This window comes from Neorhizobium sp. IRS_2294, assembly GCF_050500145.1.
GTDB lineage: Bacteria > Pseudomonadota > Alphaproteobacteria > Rhizobiales > Rhizobiaceae > Neorhizobium > Neorhizobium soli.
Genome location: NZ_CP191440.1, coordinates 1,356,161 through 1,376,148, shown reverse-complemented (window position 1 = coordinate 1,376,148; position 19,988 = coordinate 1,356,161). Strand labels below are relative to the sequence as shown.

17 protein-coding genes and 1 tRNA gene are annotated in these 19,988 nt (G+C 61.2%); 3 read left to right on the top strand and 15 right to left on the bottom strand.

The features are described from left to right. The first annotated feature begins 338 nt into the window (after positions 1-338). Complete coding sequence (locus ACQY1K_RS23525) at positions 339-2,276, top strand: M23 family metallopeptidase (protein WP_113166643.1); 1,938 nt, start codon at positions 339-341, stop codon at positions 2,274-2,276. Between the two features lie 69 nt (positions 2,277-2,345). Here ACQY1K_RS23525 and clpB read toward each other — a convergent pair whose 3' ends face one another. The 7 genes from clpB to ACQY1K_RS23490 form a co-directional block, all read right to left on the bottom strand. Continuing rightward, positions 2,346-4,946, bottom strand: a complete 2,601-nt coding sequence (gene clpB / locus ACQY1K_RS23520) for an ATP-dependent chaperone ClpB (RefSeq protein ID WP_092664670.1) — start codon at positions 4,944-4,946, stop codon at positions 2,346-2,348. A 394-nt stretch (positions 4,947-5,340) separates the two neighbouring features. After that, on the bottom strand, positions 5,341-6,339 hold the full coding sequence (locus tag ACQY1K_RS23515; protein ID WP_430259864.1) for a DUF4167 domain-containing protein: 999 nt from the start codon (positions 6,337-6,339) through the stop codon (positions 5,341-5,343). Positions 6,340-6,653: 314 nt separating this feature from the next. Then, entirely contained in the window at positions 6,654-7,568 is a 915-nt protein-coding gene (prmC, locus tag ACQY1K_RS23510; RefSeq protein WP_430259862.1) for a peptide chain release factor N(5)-glutamine methyltransferase, read from the bottom strand. Next, on the bottom strand, positions 7,565-8,647 hold the full coding sequence (gene prfA, locus ACQY1K_RS23505; protein ID WP_062454274.1) for a peptide chain release factor 1: 1,083 nt from the start codon (positions 8,645-8,647) through the stop codon (positions 7,565-7,567). Before prfA ends, prmC begins: the two co-directional genes overlap by 4 nt. A 32-nt stretch (positions 8,648-8,679) precedes the next feature. Beyond that, positions 8,680-10,947 carry a phosphoenolpyruvate--protein phosphotransferase gene (gene ptsP, locus ACQY1K_RS23500; protein WP_174197870.1) on the bottom strand — a complete coding sequence of 756 codons (2,268 nt, stop codon included), beginning with the start codon at positions 10,945-10,947 and terminating at the stop codon, positions 8,680-8,682. Between the two features lie 81 nt (positions 10,948-11,028). Continuing rightward, positions 11,029-12,303: an aspartate kinase gene (locus ACQY1K_RS23495; RefSeq protein WP_430259860.1), complete on the bottom strand. Its 1,275-nt coding sequence runs from the start codon at positions 12,301-12,303 to the stop codon at positions 11,029-11,031. Between the two features lie 293 nt (positions 12,304-12,596). After that, positions 12,597-13,496, bottom strand: a complete 900-nt coding sequence (locus tag ACQY1K_RS23490; protein ID WP_082471734.1) for an SH3 domain-containing protein — start codon at positions 13,494-13,496, stop codon at positions 12,597-12,599. Positions 13,497-13,787: 291 nt separating this feature from the next. On the opposite strand from ACQY1K_RS23490, the gene ubiG reads away from it, so the two are divergent. Further along, the gene (gene ubiG, locus ACQY1K_RS23485) at positions 13,788-14,534 is read left to right on the top strand and encodes a bifunctional 2-polyprenyl-6-hydroxyphenol methylase/3-demethylubiquinol 3-O-methyltransferase UbiG (protein ID WP_062577499.1); all 747 of its coding nucleotides are present in this window, start codon (positions 13,788-13,790) and stop codon (positions 14,532-14,534) included. 3 nt (positions 14,535-14,537) lie between these two features. Here ubiG and ACQY1K_RS23480 read toward each other — a convergent pair whose 3' ends face one another. The 6 genes from ACQY1K_RS23480 to ACQY1K_RS23455 form a co-directional block, all read right to left on the bottom strand. After that, the gene (locus tag ACQY1K_RS23480; protein WP_430259858.1) at positions 14,538-15,623 is read right to left on the bottom strand and encodes an acyltransferase family protein; all 1,086 of its coding nucleotides are present in this window, start codon (positions 15,621-15,623) and stop codon (positions 14,538-14,540) included. Positions 15,624-15,774: 151 nt separating this feature from the next. Then, a tRNA-Ala gene (locus ACQY1K_RS23475) sits at positions 15,775-15,848 on the bottom strand. A 143-nt stretch (positions 15,849-15,991) separates the two neighbouring features. Continuing rightward, positions 15,992-16,420: a DUF1178 family protein gene (locus ACQY1K_RS23470; protein WP_062454278.1), complete on the bottom strand. Its 429-nt coding sequence runs from the start codon at positions 16,418-16,420 to the stop codon at positions 15,992-15,994. Beyond that, positions 16,417-17,277, bottom strand: a complete 861-nt coding sequence (locus ACQY1K_RS23465; RefSeq protein WP_092664580.1) for a carbon-nitrogen hydrolase family protein — start codon at positions 17,275-17,277, stop codon at positions 16,417-16,419. The genes ACQY1K_RS23470 and ACQY1K_RS23465 overlap by 4 nt, the downstream gene beginning before the upstream one ends. Positions 17,278-17,289: 12 nt before the next feature. Next, positions 17,290-17,547: a glutaredoxin 3 gene (gene grxC / locus ACQY1K_RS23460; protein WP_430259856.1), complete on the bottom strand. Its 258-nt coding sequence runs from the start codon at positions 17,545-17,547 to the stop codon at positions 17,290-17,292. Positions 17,548-17,603: 56 nt separating this feature from the next. Continuing rightward, a complete protein-coding gene (locus tag ACQY1K_RS23455) occupies positions 17,604-18,362 on the bottom strand; it encodes a ComF family protein (RefSeq protein WP_430259854.1) in 759 nt (252 codons plus the stop codon). 93 nt (positions 18,363-18,455) lie between these two features. Between ACQY1K_RS23455 and ACQY1K_RS23450 the strand changes: the two genes are divergently transcribed. Then, complete coding sequence (locus tag ACQY1K_RS23450) at positions 18,456-19,334, top strand: methyltransferase domain-containing protein (protein ID WP_062454282.1); 879 nt, start codon at positions 18,456-18,458, stop codon at positions 19,332-19,334. Between the two features lie 27 nt (positions 19,335-19,361). Here the strand turns inward: ACQY1K_RS23450 and ACQY1K_RS23445 are convergent, their stop codons facing one another. Both ACQY1K_RS23445 and ACQY1K_RS23440 read right to left on the bottom strand, forming a co-directional pair. Further along, positions 19,362-19,535 carry a Flp family type IVb pilin gene (locus tag ACQY1K_RS23445; protein ID WP_062454283.1) on the bottom strand — a complete coding sequence of 58 codons (174 nt, stop codon included), beginning with the start codon at positions 19,533-19,535 and terminating at the stop codon, positions 19,362-19,364. A gap of 61 nt (positions 19,536-19,596) precedes the next feature. Beyond that, a complete protein-coding gene (locus ACQY1K_RS23440; protein ID WP_062454284.1) occupies positions 19,597-19,917 on the bottom strand; it encodes a hypothetical protein in 321 nt (106 codons plus the stop codon). Positions 19,918-19,988 lie beyond the last annotated feature (71 nt).

Here is a 19,988-nt window from a genome sequence, read left to right as displayed (position 1 = left end):
AAAACGGTAAGTTGCTGATTTGACGCTATAAAATCGGAATCCACCAGAAAGAGCCCCCAAAACGGGGTATTTGGCGCCAGGTTTATGTGTGCAATCCACCCTGTCTTTGGCCCCGCCTTGAAACCGCCCCGACATCTTCACAATCGCATGGGAAGAGCTTTGCCTATGAAGAGTGATTTCGCCCCTATAGAGTACGCGCGAAGGCCTGGGTCTTCGACCCCCGAGCCGAGTTTGACTCATGTCGCTGAAACGGGCACATGTTTGGCCCAAGGTACTGCAGGCAGCATTCCCTTGCTGTCTATGGAAGAACACGCATCACGGGACTGGCAAAGACTGGCATGATGACGGCCCGCAGCATGATACGCACGCTCGGCAACGAACCGCCGATCCTCGCCGATGGCCGTCGCGCGCCAGATCGGCGCGAAATTTCCATGCGCTGGCTTTCCGGAACGTTCTTGACCGGCATTACATCGTCTCTCCTGATGGGCGTCGCGCTGTTTGCAGCGCTCGATGGCCGCCAGCAGCTTGCCACGCCTGCCGAAGCCTCTGCCGCGATCCCTTCAGATCATGACGACGACATCACGTCGCGCGGCAAGCGCCTCCTCGGCGGCAATATCGTTGCCATGCCGACCGACCGGCGGATCATGGAAGTGTCGACCGTCGTTCACGAGGGCAATAAGGAAGTCGTGCGCCGCCGGCCCTTCGCGCATGTGAAGATGAACCTTGCCGTCAACAACGTCGCGCCGGAAGCCTATCCGAAATTCGATCCGCTCAGCATCTTCTCCTCCAGCGAAGCGCCGCCGCCGCCCAACAGCCGCACCGGCGTGATCTACGGTTCCAATGTGGAATCCGATGTCAGCCTGCAGACGGTGCCCTTCCCGGTGAAGGGCGGCACCTATGCCTATGCGGCGCCGATGACGCTCGAGGAAGTGGAAGAAAACGTCCGCTCCAACGGCTCCGTCCTGACATCAGGCAATACCCAGCTCTCGGCACTCTATTATGTGGACCCGCAGCGCTTCTCTTCCGAAGACGAGGATGTCGACCTGACATCGGGTCTGGCGGCCCGCATTGTCGAGCAGAACATGTCGGTCTCGACGCCCGAACCGTTCACCGCCCGCAGCCGCGAATATGCAGACGATATCATCCCGGTCCGCCAGCCGACCACGATCGCCCAGGCGATGACATCGGTCGGCTACCCCGAGACCAAGGCCCGCGAAATCGCCGGCTACCTCAAGTCGCGGATCGGCAGCGAAGATGTGGCCGCGGGCGACGTGATCCGCATCGGCGTGATCCAGGAGGGCCAGATGGTCCTCGTCGTGCGCGCCAGCATCTATCGCCGCGGCAACCACCAGATCACGGTGGCCGCCGACGACAAGGGCCATTTCATCGACGGCAAGGAACCACAGATGCTGGATGCGGTCGCATCCGCGTTCAGCGAGCAACCGGCTATCGTCGCCGGCCGCGAATTGCCCGATGTCTATGACGGCATTTATCGCGCTGCCCTCTCCTACGGCATGAACAGCGACATGACATCGCTGCTCGTCAAGCTTCTCGCCAGCAATGTGGATCTCCAGGCGCAGCTGCGTCCTTCCGACATGATCGAGGCTTTCTTCTCGGTTGCGGACGAAAAGGGCCAGGCCAGCCGGGATTCGGAACTTCTCTATGTAAACGCCAGGTTTGGCGACACGACTACCCGGTTTTACCGGTTCCAGGATCAGGATGACGGTTCGGTCGATTACTTCGATCAGGACGGCCGCAGCGTCCGGCAGTTCCTGTTGCGCAATCCGGTTCCGAACGGACGCTTCACGTCAGGCTTCGGCATGCGTAACCATCCGATCCTCGGCCGGGCCTTGATGCATACCGGCTCCGATTGGGCGGCCCCGCGCGGCACACCGATCATCGCCACCGGCAACGGCACCGTCGAAAAGGCGGGCTGGGACAGCGGCGGTTACGGCAACCAGACTCTCGTGCGCCATGCCAACGGTTATGTCTCGTCCTACAATCACCAGAGCGCGATCGCCAAGGGCGTGCGCGAAGGCGCCAAGGTGACCCAGGGTCAGGTGATCGGCTATGTCGGTTCGACCGGCCAATCCACCGGCGCCCATCTCCATTACGAACTTGTGGTCAACGGCACCAAGGTCGACCCAATGAAGGTGCGCCTGCCCGGCGGCAAGTCGCTCGACGGCAAGGCACTGGCGCGGTTCGAGGAAGAACGCACCCGCATCGATGCGCTGCTGAAGAGCACGTCGAAGCCTGCCGAAGTCGCCAGCCGCTAATCTTAGCTTCCAAACGAAAAAGGCCGCCCCGTTTCCGGTGCGGCCTCATTTTTCGATCGCCGTTTGCGTTTACGCGGCTTCGCTCATGCTGCCCTTGATACGAAACAGCAGCCGGTCTGAGCCCGACGTCACGTTGATCGTCGATCCGTCCGGGATCTGTCCGGCAAGGATCTGCTCGGCCAACGGATCCTGCACGAACTTCTGGATCACCCGCTTCAGCGGCCGCGCGCCATAGACCGGGTCGTAACCCTTGTTCGCCAGCCATTCGCGGGCATCGCCGTCCAGGTCCAGTTCCACCTTGCGATCGGCCAGAAGCTTCAGCAGGCGCTGCAGCTGGATATCGACGATCGCACCCATCTCGTTGCGCTTCAGCCTGTGGAACAGGATGATTTCGTCAACGCGGTTGAGGAACTCAGGCCGGAACGACGCCTTCACCACGCCCATCACCTGCTCGCGCACGCTTTCGGAATCCTCGTCCTCGCGAAGACCGGTCAGATATTCGGCTCCGAGATTCGAGGTCATGATGATCATCGTGTTCTTGAAGTCGACCGTGCGGCCCTGCCCGTCCGTCAGGCGCCCGTCGTCGAGAACCTGCAGGAGAACGTTGAAGACATCGGGATGCGCCTTTTCGATCTCGTCGAACAGAACGATCTGGTAGGGCTTGCGCCGGATCGCTTCGGTCAGTGCACCGCCTTCGTCATAGCCGACATAGCCGGGAGGCGCGCCGATCAGCCGCGAGACGGAATGCTTCTCCATGTATTCCGACATGTCGAGGCGCACCATCGCGGTTTCGTCGTCGAACATGAAGCGTGCGAGCGACTTGGTAAGCTCGGTCTTGCCAACCCCGGTTGGGCCGAGGAAGATGAACGAGCCGATCGGCCGGTTCGGATCCTGCAATCCGGCACGGGAACGGCGAACCGCACGCGACACCGCCTGCACCGCATCGCCCTGGCCGACGACCGATTTCGCCAACTCGTCTTCCATCCGCAGCAGCTTGTCGCGCTCGCCTTCCAGCATCTTGTCGACGGGAATACCGGTCCAGCGGGACACCACATGCGCGATCGCATCCGGATTGACCACTTCCTGCACCATCGCATTGGTGGAACTGTCCTGCGCTTCCGCCTGTGCGAGCTCCTTTTCGAGATCGGGAATGACGCCGTAGGTCAGCTCGCCGGCACGCTGGTACTCACCCTTGCGCTGGGCAGTGGCGAGTTCGTTGCGTGCTTCGTCGAGCTTACCCTTGAGATCGGCGGCGAGTCCAAGCTTCTGCTTTTCGGCCTGCCAGCGCGCAGTCAGTGCATCCGCCTGCTCTTCCAGCGACGTCACTTCGGTCTCCAGCCGCACCAGCCGGTCGGCCGAGGCAGTGTCGGTTTCCTTCTTCAGCGCCTCGCGCTCGATCTTCAGCTGCATGATGCGGCGATCGAGCTCGTCCAGCTCTTCGGGCTTGGAATCCACCTGCATCCGCAGCCGCGATGCGGCTTCATCCATCAGGTCGATCGCCTTGTCCGGCAGGAACCGGTCGGCGATGTAACGGCTCGACAAGGTCGCGGCCGCAACCAGCGCCGAATCCGAGATACGGACCTTATGGTGCTGCTCGTACTTCTCCTTGAGGCCGCGCAGGATCGAGATCGTATCCTCGACCGTCGGCTCCTCAACCATGACCGGCTGGAAACGACGGGCAAGGGCCGGATCCTTTTCCACATGCTTGCGGTATTCGTCGAGCGTGGTCGCGCCGACGCAATGCAGCTCGCCGCGGGCAAGAGCGGGCTTCAGAAGGTTGGACGCGTCCATCGCGCCATCCGCCTTGCCGGCACCGACAAGCGTGTGCATCTCGTCGATGAACAGGATGATCTCGCCGTTTTCCGACTGCACCTCGTTCAGCACGCTCTTCAGCCGCTCTTCGAACTCGCCGCGATATTTGGCACCCGCAATCAGCGCGCCCATGTCGAGCGCCATCAGCTTCTTGTCTTTGAGGCTTTCCGGCACGTCGCCATTGACGATACGGAGCGCCAGACCTTCGGCGATCGCCGTCTTGCCGACGCCGGGCTCGCCGATCAGGACGGGATTGTTCTTGGTGCGGCGCGACAGAACTTGGATCGTGCGGCGGATTTCGTCGTCACGGCCGATCACCGGATCTAGCCGGCCATCGCGCGCTTCGGTTGTCAGGTCGCGGGCATATTTCTTCAGGGCCTCAAAGCCCTGTTCAGCGGTGGCGCTGTCGGCGGTGCGGCCCTTGCGCAGGTCGTTGATGACCTGGTTGAGACCCTGCGCCGTCAGCCCCGCCTTCTTCAAGCTGGCCGATGTCGAGGCCGAGCTTTCGATCAAAAGCGCCAGCAGCAGTCGTTCGACCGTGACAAAGCTGTCGCCGGCCTTCTTGGCGGCTTCTTCCGCTGTCGAAAACACTTTTGCCAGCGGCTGCGAAAGATAGATCTCGCCATTGCCGCCCGATACCTTCGGAAGCTTGGAAAGTGCAGCGTCGTTTGCGATGCGCGCATCCTTGGCGCTGCCGCCAGCGCGTTCGATCAATGCGGAAGCCATGCCCTGGTCGTCGTCGAGCAGAACCTTAAGCAGGTGCTCTGGCGTAAACTGCTGATGACCAGCGGACAGGGCCTGGGTCTGGGCAGACTGAAGGAAGCCCCGTACCCGCTCGGAATATTTTTCGATGTTCATAAGATAAACCTCCTGAATCGCCCTGCCCTCCATGGAGGCACAGACCGATGATTGAGATGGGGCTCCCTTCAAAGGCGAACCCGGCCGGCCAACCGGCCTTGGTGAAGATATGGGAGCGCGATTTTGTGATTTAAAGACGCGGAGAAGAGGATTCAGGCGATATTGGCGCGGCGTCGATCAAGCCGGGATCGCGCGATGTCATCGAGCCGACAACTCGCCACCGCACCCGGGTAAGACCGGCGAGGTGACAGGTGCAAAACGTGCACGGGATAGGATCCAAGACGAGCCAGGTGCAGCATGGCGATCTCCCGCAAGAGCTTTCGGCTACCCCAAAAAGAAAAACTCCGGCCTTTCGACCGGAGTTTTTATATCATTCGTTCTCTAGAAGATTGGCTTACTCGCCAGCTTCTGCCAAGGCCGGCTTGTCGTCACCGTCGCCGGCATCTCCGCCGTCTGCCGCATCGGCATCCTTGCGGGTCTGGCGACGTGGACGGTTACCTGCCGTGCGGCGACGGCGTGGCGTGGCTTCCGTCTGCGATTCCTCTTCGACCGAAACCTCGACCGGCGTGCCCTCGATATCAGGCTGCGGGCCGGATCCATCGACCACAGGCGCAACGGCTACCGGAGCTTCGGTGACCTGAGGCGCGCGCTGTCTGGTCCGTGTCGGAGCGACCGGCTGTTCGGCAGCCGGTGCAGCAGGCTGCTCCATCGGCTGCTCGCTGCCCTGTTCAGGTGCGCGCTCTGCACGGTCCTGACGCTCTGGGCGGTCGGGACGTTCCGGGCGACGCTCGCGGCGCTCGTTTCGGTCACGCCGGTTTTCGCGCGGCTGCTGGTCCTGGCCGGACTGGCTGCCCTGGTTGTGCCCAGAGTTTTGACCCGGGTTCTGTCCAGAGTTTTGACCGGAATTCTGGCCTGAGTGCTGTCCAGAGTTCTGGCTGGAATTATGCTCGCGGCGTGGCTGCTCGTCCATCATCGGCTGTGGTGCGTAGCCCATATCGTCGCCGTCACCCTGATCCATATCGTCTTGATCGATCGAGTTGCCGTCGCGGTCCTGGTATTCGCCACGCTCCTGATGCTGGAAACGGTCCTGCATCTGTGCCTGCGCTGCAGCAATGATGCGGTAATAGTGTTCCGCATGCTGCAGGTAGTTTTCGGCCATGACACGGTCGCCTGCGCTTTGCGCATCACGAGCAAGCGTCGAGTATTTTTCGGCGATGTGCTGAGCGGTGCCGCGGATTTTTACATCCGGGCCGGAGCTGTCATAGGACCGGCTGAGCGGGTTGCCGCCCTTGCGATTGAAATTGTTGTTTCCACCGCCGCTGCCGCCATTGCTGCTGCCGCCATTGTTGCTGCCACGCCCCCGACCGCGCTTGTTTTGCTGTCCTGGCCTCATATATCGTTCACCAACTCTCTGTCTTCGCTGATAAAAGGCCACGCGGCCCGCCGGTCATCGCCGGAACAGGACTTCGCGTGCCATGCGCAGGTCGACCAAGGCGGCCTGCCGCTTTCAAAGTCAAATTACCTGATCACGCACTGGATCTGCTCAACCTGCTCGGTCTTCGAAAAGAGCCGGTTCTACGGTTGACCTTTTAGCGAGAACGAATCGTTGTTCACTCCCAGCCGCCCCGATGCGTGATTTACGCTAACTCGCTTCCTGAAGGATTCCAAGCCCTTTCTTTTGCTTTGCAACATCGAAAGCCTGGATAATCAAGGGCCACCTCTCGTAAAGACAAGCACGCGATCGTTGTTACCATAATCACGTCTTGCTTGCGTCAAGATGAAGCCTGCATCCTCAAAGATACGTGTCACCGTGTCTCGCTGATCGAACCCGATCTCGACGCCGATCGACCCTTCGTCCTTGGGAAACGAGCCGTCTTCCTGTGGACCGCGCAGTTCGAGAAAGTGCTCGGCCTGCGATGCGATTGCCCGGTAGGCATCCAGGCCATCGGGTCCGCCGTCCAACGCGGCCGGCGGATCGAAATCGCGAACTTCCGGCTCTAGTTCAGGAATGACATCGCTTCTGATATAGGGCGGGTTTGACACGATTATGTCGAAACGCCCGTCAATTGCGTCAAACCAATGACTTCTGACGCCCTGAAACCGCTCGCCAAGATCAAGACGTTGCGCATTGCGCGTCGCCGTCGAAAGCGCATCGTCAGAGATATCGGAGCCGACGCCCGTTGCTTGCGGAACCTCGCTCAGCAGTGCCAGAATGATGGCGCCGGTCCCGGTGCCAAGATCGAGCACGCGGGCATGGCCCTTATCCGCAACGATCCGTCTGAGCACGGGCAGCATGCATTCGACCAGGAGTTCGGTATCCGGCCGCGGCTCCAGCGTCTCTTTCGAGAGCAACAGGTCCAGCCCGTGAAACGCCCGCATGCCTAGAATACGGTGAACCGGCTCGTGACCTAGCCGCCTGGCCACGGCATCCGCAATTCGAGCCATGTCGCCGGGATCGACCACCCGGTCGCCATCGACAAAAACCTCGGTCGAAGTGAGTCCCAGCAAGCCACCGATCAGAAGCCTTGCCTCGATGGCCGCATCGGCGATCCCTGCTCCGGCAAACTGCGCCCTTGCATCCGCCACCACCGCCTTCAGCGCGGACGCCGGTTGCTCGCTCATCCGTGCTGCTCGCCGAGCTGCGCCAGCTGTCCGGCCTGATAATCCGAAATCAGCGCATCGACGACTTCGTCGATCTCGCCGATCATCATCCGGTCGAGCTTGTAGAGCGTCAGGTTGATACGGTGGTCGGTCACGCGCCCTTGAGGGAAATTGTAGGTGCGGATGCGCTCCGAACGGTCGCCCGAGCCGACCTGGCTCTTGCGGTCCGCAGAGCGTTCGCTGTCGGCTTTCTGCCGCTCCATGTCATAGAGCCTGGAGCGCAGGACCTGCATGGCTTTCGCGCGGTTCTGATGCTGCGACTTTTCCGAACTGGTGACAACCAGCCCCGTCGGCAGGTGGGTGATGCGCACGGCAGAGTCGGTGGTGTTGACGTGCTGGCCGCCGGCGCCGGATGCCCGCATCGTATCGATGCGGATATCGTCCGCCTTGATCTCGATATCGATCTCTTCCGCTTCGGGCAAAACCGCGACCGTCGCGGCCGAGGTATGGATGCGCCCCTGCGTTTCCGTATCAGGCACGCGCTGCACTCGGTGCACGCCGCTTTCGAATTTCAGCTTGGAAAAGACGCCGCGGCCGGTCACCGTGGCGATGACTTCGCGGAAACCGCCCGCTTCGCCGTCGCTGGCAGACAGCACTTCCACCTTCCAGCCATGGGCACTGGCGTAGCGCTCGTACATGCGGAAGAGGTCGCCGGCAAACAGCGCCGCCTCGTTGCCGCCGGTGCCGGCGCGAATTTCCAGGATAGCGCTGCGCTCGTCGGCTGCATCCTTGGGAAGGAGCAGGATCTGCATGTCCTTTTCCAGCTGCTCGATGCGCTCTTCCGCATCCGGCAACTCCATCTCGGCCAACTCGCGCATCTCGCGGTCGGTCGCCTTGTCGACAAGCATCGCACGCAGGTCGGCGACTTCAGCCAGCGTCTTTTCGTATTCACGGATCTTGGTCACCACCGGCTGCAGTTCGGAATATTCCGATGCCAGCTTCACATAGACATCGGCAGCCGGACCTTCCGACATGCGCGCCTCGATCTCGCCGAACCGGCGTTCCAGTTCGCGCATCTTTTCGACAGGAAGCTTCGCCACCCAATCACTCCACTCTTGTTCTTTGTGTTTTTCTATACGGGAATGTTGTTGGTTTCCGCAAACCGCAACAGCAAATTGCGGATCGGCTCGTCCGAGCGCACGTCGTCGAGCGCGGCGTTCAGCTCCTCGGCCAACTGCCCTGCATCGAGACCAAGCAGCATCGCCTTGACCGGCCCGATCGAGGTTGCCGCCATCGAGACCGAGCGGAAACCGACGCCGATCAGCGCCATGGCGGAAAGCGGCTTGCCGGCCATCTCGCCGCACAAGGTCACCGGCGTCCGGTTCTTTTCGCCGGCGCGGGCGATATCACGAAGAATGCGCAGGAACGGCTTGCCGAGAATATCGAATCGGTCGGAAACGCGGGCATTGCCCCGGTCAGCGGCCATGGCGAACTGGAACAGGTCGTTTGAGCCGACCGATACGAAATCCACTTCCGCCATCAGTTCATCCAGCTGCCACATCAGCGACGGCACTTCCAGCATCGCGCCGAACTGCAGCTTGCGCGGCAGGCTGTGGCCGAATTTGGAAAGATGCTGGACTTCCTTCTGGAACAGCTCGCGCACCGCGCGGATTTCTGAAACCTCGGTGATCATCGGCAGCATCATGCGCAGCTCGGCACCCGCCGATGCCCGCAGCAGCGCGCGCATCTGGGTGCGCAGCAGGCCCGGCCGATCGAGAGACAGGCGGATCGCCCGCCATCCCAGCGCCGGGTTTTCCTCTTCCTGGCTGCGGAGGTACGAGACCACCTTGTCGCCACCGATATCGAGCGTGCGGAACGTCACCGGAAGGCCCGCCGCCTGACGGATCACGGCGCGATAAAACGCCTCCTGTTCCTCAAGCTTCGGCATAGTCGAGGCAATCATGAACTGCAGCTCAGTGCGGAACAGGCCGATACCCTGCGCACCGGATTCAGCAAGCTGCGGCAGATCCACCAAAAGGCCGGCATTCATATTGAGGCTGATCGCCTTGCCATCCTTGGTCACCGGCTCGACCGAGCGCAGTGCCTTGAACTGTTCCTGGCGCCGGGCCCGCAGCTTGACCTTTTCCTCATAGGCCTTCTGCAGATCCGCCATCGGGCGCACATGCACCTGGCCGTCGTCACCGTCGATGATGATGGGATCGCCGTTTTCGGCAAGCGCAACCAGACCCGTCGCCTGGCCGACAACCGGAATACCCATGGCGCGGGCCACAATCACCACATGGCTGGTGACCGCACCTTCTTCCAGCACCAGGCCGCGCAGGTTCTCGCGCGGGTAATCGAGCAGTTCCGCGGCACCCATGGCGCGCGCCAGAATGATCGCATCGAGCGGGAAGTTTTCGTCCGTCGCCCGGCCGGAATAGCCGGTCAGCTGGCGCAGCAACCGGTTGGCCAGATCGTCGAAATCATGCATCCGCTCGCGCAGATAAGGGTCGGTCAAGCGCATCATCCGCGCCTTGGTGTCGCTCTGCACCTTTTCGACCGCAGCTTCCGCCGTCAGTCCGTTATGGATCGCCTCTTCCATGCGGCGCACCCATCCCTGGTCGTGCGCGAACATGCGGTAGGTCTCGAGAACCTCGCGGTGCTCGCCCTCCTGCGCCACGTCGCGGCGCTGCAGCATGTCGTCGATCGAGATCCGGAGCGATCCGAGCGCTTCGGCCAGACGGAGGATTTCCTTGTCCGAGTCCTCGTTGAGAAGATTGGTAACGACGATGCGCGGCTCGTGCAGCACGACATGGCCGAGCCCGATGCCCTCGTTATAGCCGTTGGCCGCGATCGTGACGGCGCGGGTGAGGTCCAGCTCCAGCCCCGGTGCCGTGATCTTCTTCAGGTCGCCGGTCGCGATCATCTCGGCGATCACCATCGCCGTCGTCTCGAGCGCCTCGACCTCGTCTTCGCGGTAGTTGCGGCTGGCCTTGTTCTGCACGACGAGCACGCCGAGCGTACGGCCGGCGCGCAGGATCGGCACGCCGAGGAAGGAGTGGTAGATCTCTTCGCCGGTTTCCGGCAGGTATCGGAAGGCGGGATGCGCCTGCGCATCGGAAAGATTGAGCGGCTGTGCCGATGCGGCGATCGTGCCGACCAGGCCCTGCCCCATCTTCAGCTGCGATGTATGGACAGCCTCCTTGTTGAGGCCCTCGGTGGCATAAAGCTCGAGCACACCATCGGAGCGCAACACGTAGACGGAGCAAACCTCCGCTACCATGTTGCTGGCGATCTGGCGCACGATCCGGTCAAGCCGCTCCTGCGGCTCAAGTGGCTCGGCCATCAACTCGCGGAGCCGCTTCAGAAGAACGCGCGGCCCGGCCGACATGTCTCTCATCGGCATCATTGCTCCCGAATGCATCTTTAATCCGGAAGTGGCCGCGCGAGTTTCACACCCACGCGGCGAACCGGTTGACGATCAAGTCTTATCGAGACCGTAGGCGGAATGCAAAGACCGAACTGCAAGTTCCGAGTAGTCACCGGCGATCAGGATCGAAATCTTGATTTCCGAGGTGGTGATCGCCTTGATGTTGATCGACTTTTCGGCAAGTGCCTTGAAAGCGGTCGCGGCCACGCCAGCATGGCTGCGCATGCCGATGCCGATCACCGACACCTTTGCGAGACCCGATTCGCTCTGCACGACGTCGAAGCCGATCTTTTCCTTGTTGTCTTCGAGAACGCTGATGGCCTTCGCCACGTCCCCATAAGGCACGGTGAAGGTCATGTCGGTCTTTGATCCGTCCTCGGAAATGTTCTGGACGATCATGTCGACATTGATGTGATTTTCAGCCAGCGGGCCGAAGATGGCGGCAGAAACGCCTGGCCGGTCGGAGAGACGACGCAGGGAGATCTGCGCTTCATCCTTGGCGTAGGCGATGCCGGTGACGACTTCCTGTTCCACGATCTCTTCCTCGTCGCAAATCAAAGTACCGGGCGGGTTGATGAGGTCGCCCATGCCCGGTGCATCGGGATCCTCGAAACTGGAGCGCACGAAGGTGCGAACCTTGTGAACCATGGCAAGTTCAACTGAGCGCACCTGCAACACCTTGGCGCCGAGCGATGCCATTTCGAGCATTTCCTCGAACGAAATCTTCTTCAGGCGCCGCGCCTTGGGCACGATGCGCGGGTCCGTCGTATAGACGCCATCGACATCCGTATAGATATCGCAACGATCGGCCTCGAGAGCGGCAGCAATTGCCACCGCCGAAGTGTCGGAACCGCCGCGACCGAGCGTCGCGATCCGGTTGTCCGGGCCGATGCCCTGGAAGCCGGCAACGACGGCCACTTGGCCCTCGCCCATCCGCTTGATGATGTCGGAACCGTCGATTTCCTGAATGCGTGCCGCGCCATGGGCATTGTCGGTGCGGATCGGCAACTGCCAACCCTGCCAGGAGCGCGCGTTGATCCCCATCGACTGCAGCGCGATCGCAAGCAGACCCGATGTCACCTGCTCGCCGGAGGCAACAACGGCATCGTATTCGCGCGCATCGTAAAAGGGAGAATCGGCGCCATTGACCTTCGGCGTGTCCTGTACCCAGCCCACCAGCTCGTTGGTCTTGCCCGACATGGCGGAAACGACGACGGCCACTTCATGGCCAGCGTCGACCTCGCGTTTCACATGGCGTGCCACATTGTGGATACGGTCAAGATTGGCGACGGACGTGCCGCCGAACTTCATCACGATGCGAGCCATTCGACAAAAACCACTGTTTCGTCCCGGCACCATACGCTGGAACGTCTGCTTCCCGTTTCTCTGCTCTCCGGGCCTCAAGGCCTGGAGTCACAAAGTTGCGGGGGTCTCATATCGAAAAGGGGCTGGCGGTGCAATGGCCGGAACAGGCCAGAACGGTACGCCCGGCAAAAACCGGAGGCAGTATTTCGCGATTATCCGCGGAAAACCGCCGAACATGAAAAGGGCCGCTCTCGCGGCCCCCGACTATCATCAACTATAACCATTCACGGCGGAGCTCGTCCACCGTTGTCGCTTTAGCGATTGCGGCAACCCGGGCCGACGCACTGCTCCGTTTCCCCCTGCGGGGCGCGACGGTCGTTGTTGCGCTCTGCACGCGGTTCCTGACGACGTTCTTCTCTGCGTTCGTCATTGCGCTCGGCACGCGGCGGCGGGCGGCGATCATCCCTGCGGTCATCGCCACGATCCATGCGCGGCGGTGGTGGGCGACGGTCGTCGTCGCGATCAATCCGCGGTGGCGGACGGCGGTCATCCCGGTCGCGGTCGATACGCGGTGGTGGAGGGCGACGGTCGTCGTCACGATCGATACGCGGCGGTGGGCGACGATCGTCCCGGTCTCGGTCTCGGTCGACGCGTGGCGGGTCGCGGCGGTCACCGCGATCACGGTCCCAACCGGGACGGTTGTCCCAGCGGTCACGATCGCGGTCGCGGTCCCAACCCGGAGGCGGTGGCGGCGGACGTCTGTCACGATCCCAACGCGGCGGTGGCGGCGGCTGACGATCGGCGCGCCAATTGTAATCGCGCCAGCGATCACGTTCACGATAGAAATTGCGCTCTCTATAATGGCGGCCCCAGTAGTCGTTGACTTCGAAGGTCACCGTCGGGATGCCGAGACCCTGATAGTAGTCGGGCGCGACATAGACGCGGTTCGAACGGTACGCCGCCTGGACATAGTTTCCCGACACCCAGCCACGACCGCCGTAGAACGAAACGTCGCACCAGTTCACGCTGCTCATGCAGCCGTTGATGGTAACGGTCGCGCTGACCGGGATCACTGTGACCGCCGGATAGGCGGTGCTCGGACCAGACCGCATGTTCACGTTCGCGGTTGCGAATCCCTGCACGGCAGCCGAAGCAATCGACGGCGCCAGCATCAAGGCGCCGAGAGCGGCTACCCGTAAAAGTAACTTTTTCACCTGTTTCCTCCTGGAAAACATAAGCGGTCGGAATTGCTTCCGTTTTGCGCCCCGTAATTTTCAGCCTAAATGCTCGGAACGACCTATTGTTCCAGTTGTCGGCTGAATGGCGAATGAATGATGTATTTGACTGTCATTCACCCTTTTTCTCCTCGCCGTAAGCAACGGTTCATCCCGCCCGCTCACTGGAAAACAATGACTAAGCTGTCGCGCGACCTCCGCGGCGATTTCACCCCTTGACATCAACCCGGGATCGTCCGACTTCAGGCCCTAGTACGAGAGGATGACGATATGACCGAAACCACACGCAGCACAGTCGATAAGGACCAGGTTGAATGGTTCTCGAAAATGGCAGCCGAGTGGTGGAACCCGACAGGGAAGTTTCGGCCTCTCCACAAGTTCAATCCGGTCCGCCTCTCCTATCTTCGCGACCGGATCTGCGAGCATTTCGGCCGTGACCCCAACGGTCACCAGCCGCTTGCCGGTCTTCGCATCCTCGATATCGGATGTGGCGGCGGTCTGTTGTCGGAGCCGATGGCCCGCATGGGTGCGACCGTTGTCGGCGCGGACCCGTCTGAAAAGAACATCGGCATCGCTTCCACCCACGCAGCTGAGACCGGCGTCACCGTCGATTATCGCGCGGTCACCGCCGAGGATCTGGCCGCGTCGGGCGAGATGTTCGACGTGGTCATGAATATGGAAGTGGTCGAACACGTCGCTGACGTCGATTTTTTCATCACGACCTGCGCGTCGCTGGTGAAGCCGGGCGGCCTGATGTTCGTCGCGACTATCAACCGCACGCTGAAGGCCGGCGCGCTGGCGATCTTTGCTGCGGAAAACATTCTCCGCTGGTTGCCGCGCGGCACCCACCAGTACGACAAGCTTGTGCGCCCGGAAGAGATCGAAAAGCCGCTGTCAAAAAGCGGCATGGAGATCATTCACCGCACCGGCGTGTTCTTCAACCCGCTCAGCGACCGCTGGAACCTGTCATCCGACATGGACGTCAATTACATGCTTCTGGCGCGGCGTCCGGGCTGAGCTTCAGTTCTTGACGACAGCCGTGACGGGTGTTGCGGCGTCGACGGATCCACCCTTCCGGTGCAAAAGCGTGGCCCAACGGGGCCGCTCGAACAGGAAGTTGCCGATCCCTGTCGCCCTGACAATCGCGTAGAGGATGAGCGAGCTCACGATCGACACGATCATCACCGAAACGCTCAGCAGTCCTGTATCGGTAATCAGTCCGGTCTTGAGCGCTACTGCCCTGAACAGAGACATCGGGATGGTAAAGGCGAGGTAGACAACCAGCGAATGCTTGCCGAGCCAGACCAGCCAGCGCGAGAACGGCAGTTGGACGACGAGGCCGCAAGCGATGCAAAGCGCCAGCGTTCCAGCGACAGCAAGTACGAAATGCATCCCTGGCAACACCGCAGACCCCATCTGCATCCCGACCGGTTGAACCTCATAGCCGGGTGAAAACACGAGCACTCCGTTGACCAGCGCCCAGACGCACAGCGCAGCCCAGGCTCTCGCCGAATAGCGCTGGCAGAGATCGACCAGCTTCAAAATTGCGGGACCCGTCCGGAAGCCGAGGTAGAAGAAGATAAAATACGCGGCAAACTGCGTCACCACATAGCTCGCCGAATGGGGCGACAGGACCTCGAGGCCGATCGCGACCGGAAGAACCACCCAGGCCGGAACAGACAGCTGGTACAACAGCTTCGTCACCAGTCCGAAAATGGCAAGCAGATAGACGAACCACAAAACGCCGTAGGGCTGGACCATCGCAAACGCCAGCTCCTTCAGCATCTTGCTGAGATCGATTTCGTAGACCCCGATCTTGAGGCCAAGCATGATCGTGACCCAGAGCACGTAGAAATAAAGGTAATGGACCACCCGGCGGTCGACGAACTGCAACCACGGGCGGGCGATAACCTGCGACAGGAACAGACCCGAGATCAGGAAGAATTCCGGCATCCGGAATGGCGTGGCGAAACCGATGACATAGTGCAGAAAGCCGACCTGCCCGGTATATTCGCCGGTATTGTAGGCCGAGTACATCATCACAACGAGGATGATCGAGACACCTTTGGCGGCGTCGACCCACGCTAAACGATCAATCTTTTCCATGCTGCAGAGCACTTTCTGTCTGATCAAGGTTACGGGGACGCCCTTGCGCTGCGATCGCAACGATCCGGCCTGTTTGGTCTAAATCCAGAGGGTCATGTCGAATGCGATGTTGGTGTCGACGTCTGCCAATTCGTCGCCGGAGTGTGGTCCTTGGAGAACTGGGCAGGATTTGAACCTGCATGTACGGGCTTGCGGGCCCGCTCCATTTCAGTCTGGCACCAGTTCATCACGGACGGCTTTCGGCAGCCCGTCCGCAGAGATAGCGCAGTCAGGTTAGAGTTCGGTAAACCGGCATGGTAAAGATGCATGTCTTGGAAGAAATACTTACAAGATACTTCCGACATCGCTAATGAACTTGAAGACCGGCGTCAGTTGCCGTCTTCCGGGAGCGTCGGCAAGGGGGCGATGTCGATGCCCTCATCAATCAGCTCGCGCACGTCGTCGAAACTTGCCTTGCCGATAATCCCGCGCGCATCGGCCTCGCCGTAATGGATCTTGCGCGCCTCTTCCGGAAATTTCTCGCCGACATCTTCGGAACTGGCGCGGATACCGGCGACGGCTTCCTTGAGCTTCGCCATCACCTCATGGCGCGCCATATTCATCGCCAACTCCTGCTTGGCTTCCTTCTTCCGTGCTGTCGAAACGGAGGGCGCCATCAGGGATTTTGAGATCGCGGTGGAATTGCAGACCGGACAGGTTAAAAAGCCGCTTTCCACCTGGCGGTCGAAATCGGCGCTTTGGGCAAACCAGCCTTCAAACGCATGTCCGTTCTCGCAGCCGAGCGAATATTTAATCACGCCGCCTCTTCCCCGTCACCGCGGTCGGGGACGATCGCCACGGAAAACTCCCGGGCATTCTTGAGGTTGGGGATCTTCTGGCGTGCCGCCCGGACCTGGTCGAGATCGATCTCGGCGATCAGGACCTCTTCGCCGGTGCCGCCAGCCATCGCCAGAACCTTGCCCCAGGGATCGACGATCATCGAATGACCGAAGGTTTCGCGGCCATCTTCGTGGGTGCCGCCCTGTGCCGCAGCAATCAGGAACGTCCCGTTCTCGATGGCGCGGGCCCGAAGCAGGATTTCCCAATGCGCCTCGCCCGTCTGGCGGGTAAAGGCAGCCGGAACCGTGAGAATTTCGGCGCCGGCCAAGGCCTCAGCCCGAAACAGCTGCGGAAACCGCACATCGTAGCAGATCGCGAAACCGAGCCTGCCGAAACCGAGGTCGGCGACCCGCGCTTCGTTGCCGGGTTCATAGGCCGAACTTTCGCGCCAGCTTTCGCCATTGTCGAGATCGACATCGAACATGTGGATCTTGTCGTAGCTGCAGACGGTTGCGCCGTCTGGCGAAAACAGGAAAGCGCGGTTGGCGATCTTCCCGTCGTCGCGGGCAATGGCGGTCGAGCCGATATGCAGGAAGACACCAAGCTCTTTTGCGAGATCGCGCGCCGTCGAGACGATCACGTCGTCCGCCTCGCCCCGGAGCACCTCGCGCGCTGCCTTGCGGTCACGCTGCAGCATGCCGGTCATTTCGGGGGTCTGAATATAGGTCGCGCCATGGGCTGCAGCGTCACGGACAAGACGCGCCATGTCGGCCGCATTCCTGACGGGATCGACGCCCGAACACATCTGGATCGCTGCAACCTTGACCGCGGTCATCGAAAAATCTCCTCAGGCCGCCAGAAGCGGATCGAGCTTGCCGGCACGGTCGAGCGCATGCAGGTCGTCGCAACCGCCGACATGCCGACCATCGATGAAGATCTGCGGGAATGTCGAACCGCCGTTCGACTTCTGCACCATTTCGGCGCGCAGTTCCTTGGAATAGGTCGCGTCATGCTCGGTAAAGGCAACGCCCTTGGATTCGAGCAGCGCCTTGGCGCGGGCGCAGTAACCGCAATGTTCGCGGGTGTAAATGATCACATCTGCCATGATTTTCTCCACGTAATGTCAGGACTTTGTGCAGCGCGTCACAATTGCCGTCTCTGTCATATAGGCCCGGCAATGGCCATTGCAAAGGTCAAAACCGTCACCTCGGCAGCCCCTGCCCGCTTCAGCGCCCGGGTTGCGGAAGACACAGTTGCGCCGGTCGTGAACACGTCGTCGACCAGTACGATATGCTTGCCGAACACGTCCTGTTCGCGACCCGCGGCCACCTTGAACGCGGCGCGGACGTTCTCCTCGCGGCCCCGCGCGGTCAACCCCACCTGACGCCGCGTGCTCTTCGTGCGCAGCAATGTTGCTGCAAGAAAGGGCTTTTCGGATTGAGCGGCGAGATGCCGCCCGAGCTCGGCTGCCTGATTGAACCGGCGCCAGAACATCCGCGAGCGATGAAGCGGCACCGGGAGAATAGCGTCGCAATCGGCCACATGGGTCTTGCAAGCGCGCAGCATCCACCCGGCCATCATTGCGGCGAGGTCGGTACGATCCCTATATTTCAGCGCATGGACGAACGCGCGCGCCGCACCTTCGTGGATTGCCACAGCCCGCAGGCGGTCGAACACCGGGGGATTGGCGATCGCTTCCGGCGAGATCAGCAATTGCTCATCCAAAGCGGGATCGGAAGGATCATAGGAGAACGGAAGGCCTAGAACCTCGCAGTAAGGACGTTCGATGAAGCGCAGACCGCGCCAGCACTGTGCACAGAAACCGCGATGGCTGCCGGTGAGCACGCCGCATCCGGGACAGGCTGGCGGGTAGACGACGTCGCCTATCCGGCGTGTCCATAGGGACGCGGCCGATACCATGCTCCTCAGCGATCGCAAGGCGGGGGACGAAGACATGCTTGACATTAATCGACGGAGAGCGACTTTGCGACCCGCGGAAATTGAGTGGAAAACATGGACATCATTTTTGACGCCGAACTGGTCGAAGCACGGCGCCGGCGTGCGATTGCCGCTGGCGACCACAACGCGGCGTTTTTGCTGGATATAGCCGGACGCGAACTGGCCGAGCGGCTGTCCGTGGTCGAACGGCAGTTCGAACAGGGTGTCGAGTTGCATGGCGGTACCGGCACTGCAGCCCGCGAAGCGAAAGCAACCGGCAAGATCGACAACATGGTCCGGGTCGAGAGCGATCCTACCTTCGCCGTCTCTGGCGAAGACATCACGGTCGCACCGCTCGACGATGTGCCGCTTGAGCCGGATACGGTCAATCTCATCGTCTCACCGCTCGCCCTTCACTTGATCAACGATCTTCCCGGCACGCTGGTCCGCATCCGCCGGGCGCTGAAACCGGATGGGCTGTTCCTTGCCGCCATTCCCGGATCCGGCACGCTTGCCGAGCTGCGCGATGTACTTCTGTCGGCCGAGGTGGAAATGACCGGGGGCGCTAGCCCGCGTGTCATTCCGTTTGCGGACGTGCGCGACGTCGGCGGGCTACTGCAGCGGACGGGTTTTGCCCTGCCCGTGATCGATGCGGAAACCTATACGGTGCGCTACGACAACCTGTTTGCACTGATGCGGGACTTGCGCGGCATGGGCATGACCAATGCGCTCGCTGGCCGCAGCCGCAAGCCGCTGACGAAGAGCTTTTTCCTGAAAGCCGCCGAGCTTTATGCCGAACGCTACTCGGATCCGGATGGGCGCATCCGGGCCACGTTTTCGATCATCTACGCATCGGGATGGGCGCCGCATGAAAGCCAGCAAAAGCCCCTGAAGCCGGGATCGGCCAAGATGCGGCTGGAAGATGCGCTGCGCGGATCGCAGAACGAAAACTGATAGATCAGGGTAACGATCGGGGGAGGGTCAGGTAATCGGCTTGTCGACCTTGCCGCCGAGGAAGCTGAACATATTGCTGAGCGCCGAGGAAAAAGCGCCGAAACCGGCGAGCAAGGCGGCCGATATGATCGCGATGATCAGGCCGTACTCGACAGCCGTCGCCCCACATTCATCGCGCATGAAGGAACGCAGGAGACGCATGACTTGCCCTTTATCCGGTAAACCGCTGATCTGTCGCCCGACTATAGCGACTAATCGTTAATTAGCAGCCATCGTTTGCGCCGTAGCCCTGTACGATGCAGACGGAGCCCGGCGTGTCCTGAAGTACGCTACGGCGGATCGTGTAGGTTTTCGTGCCCTTCTCGACCGGCTTGATCGAGCCGGTGGTGATCATGTCGAAGTCCTGCTTGACCGTTGCCAGCCGCTGCTGGTCATCGTGACCGGCGAGCATCGGCGTCACGATCAGCGCAAGCGCAACCGCAGCGGTGCCAAACAGCAGAGCAATATTGAGGGCGCCGGTCCTACCGGATCTGTGCTTTGCCCGCTGGCGGGCCTGCACAGTTTTCCAGAATTCGTCTTCCATCGCTGAAAAGCCTCGTCAACGCAGTCACTGATCCCCCTGACGATGCCACGATGGGCTGAATTAAAGGTTAA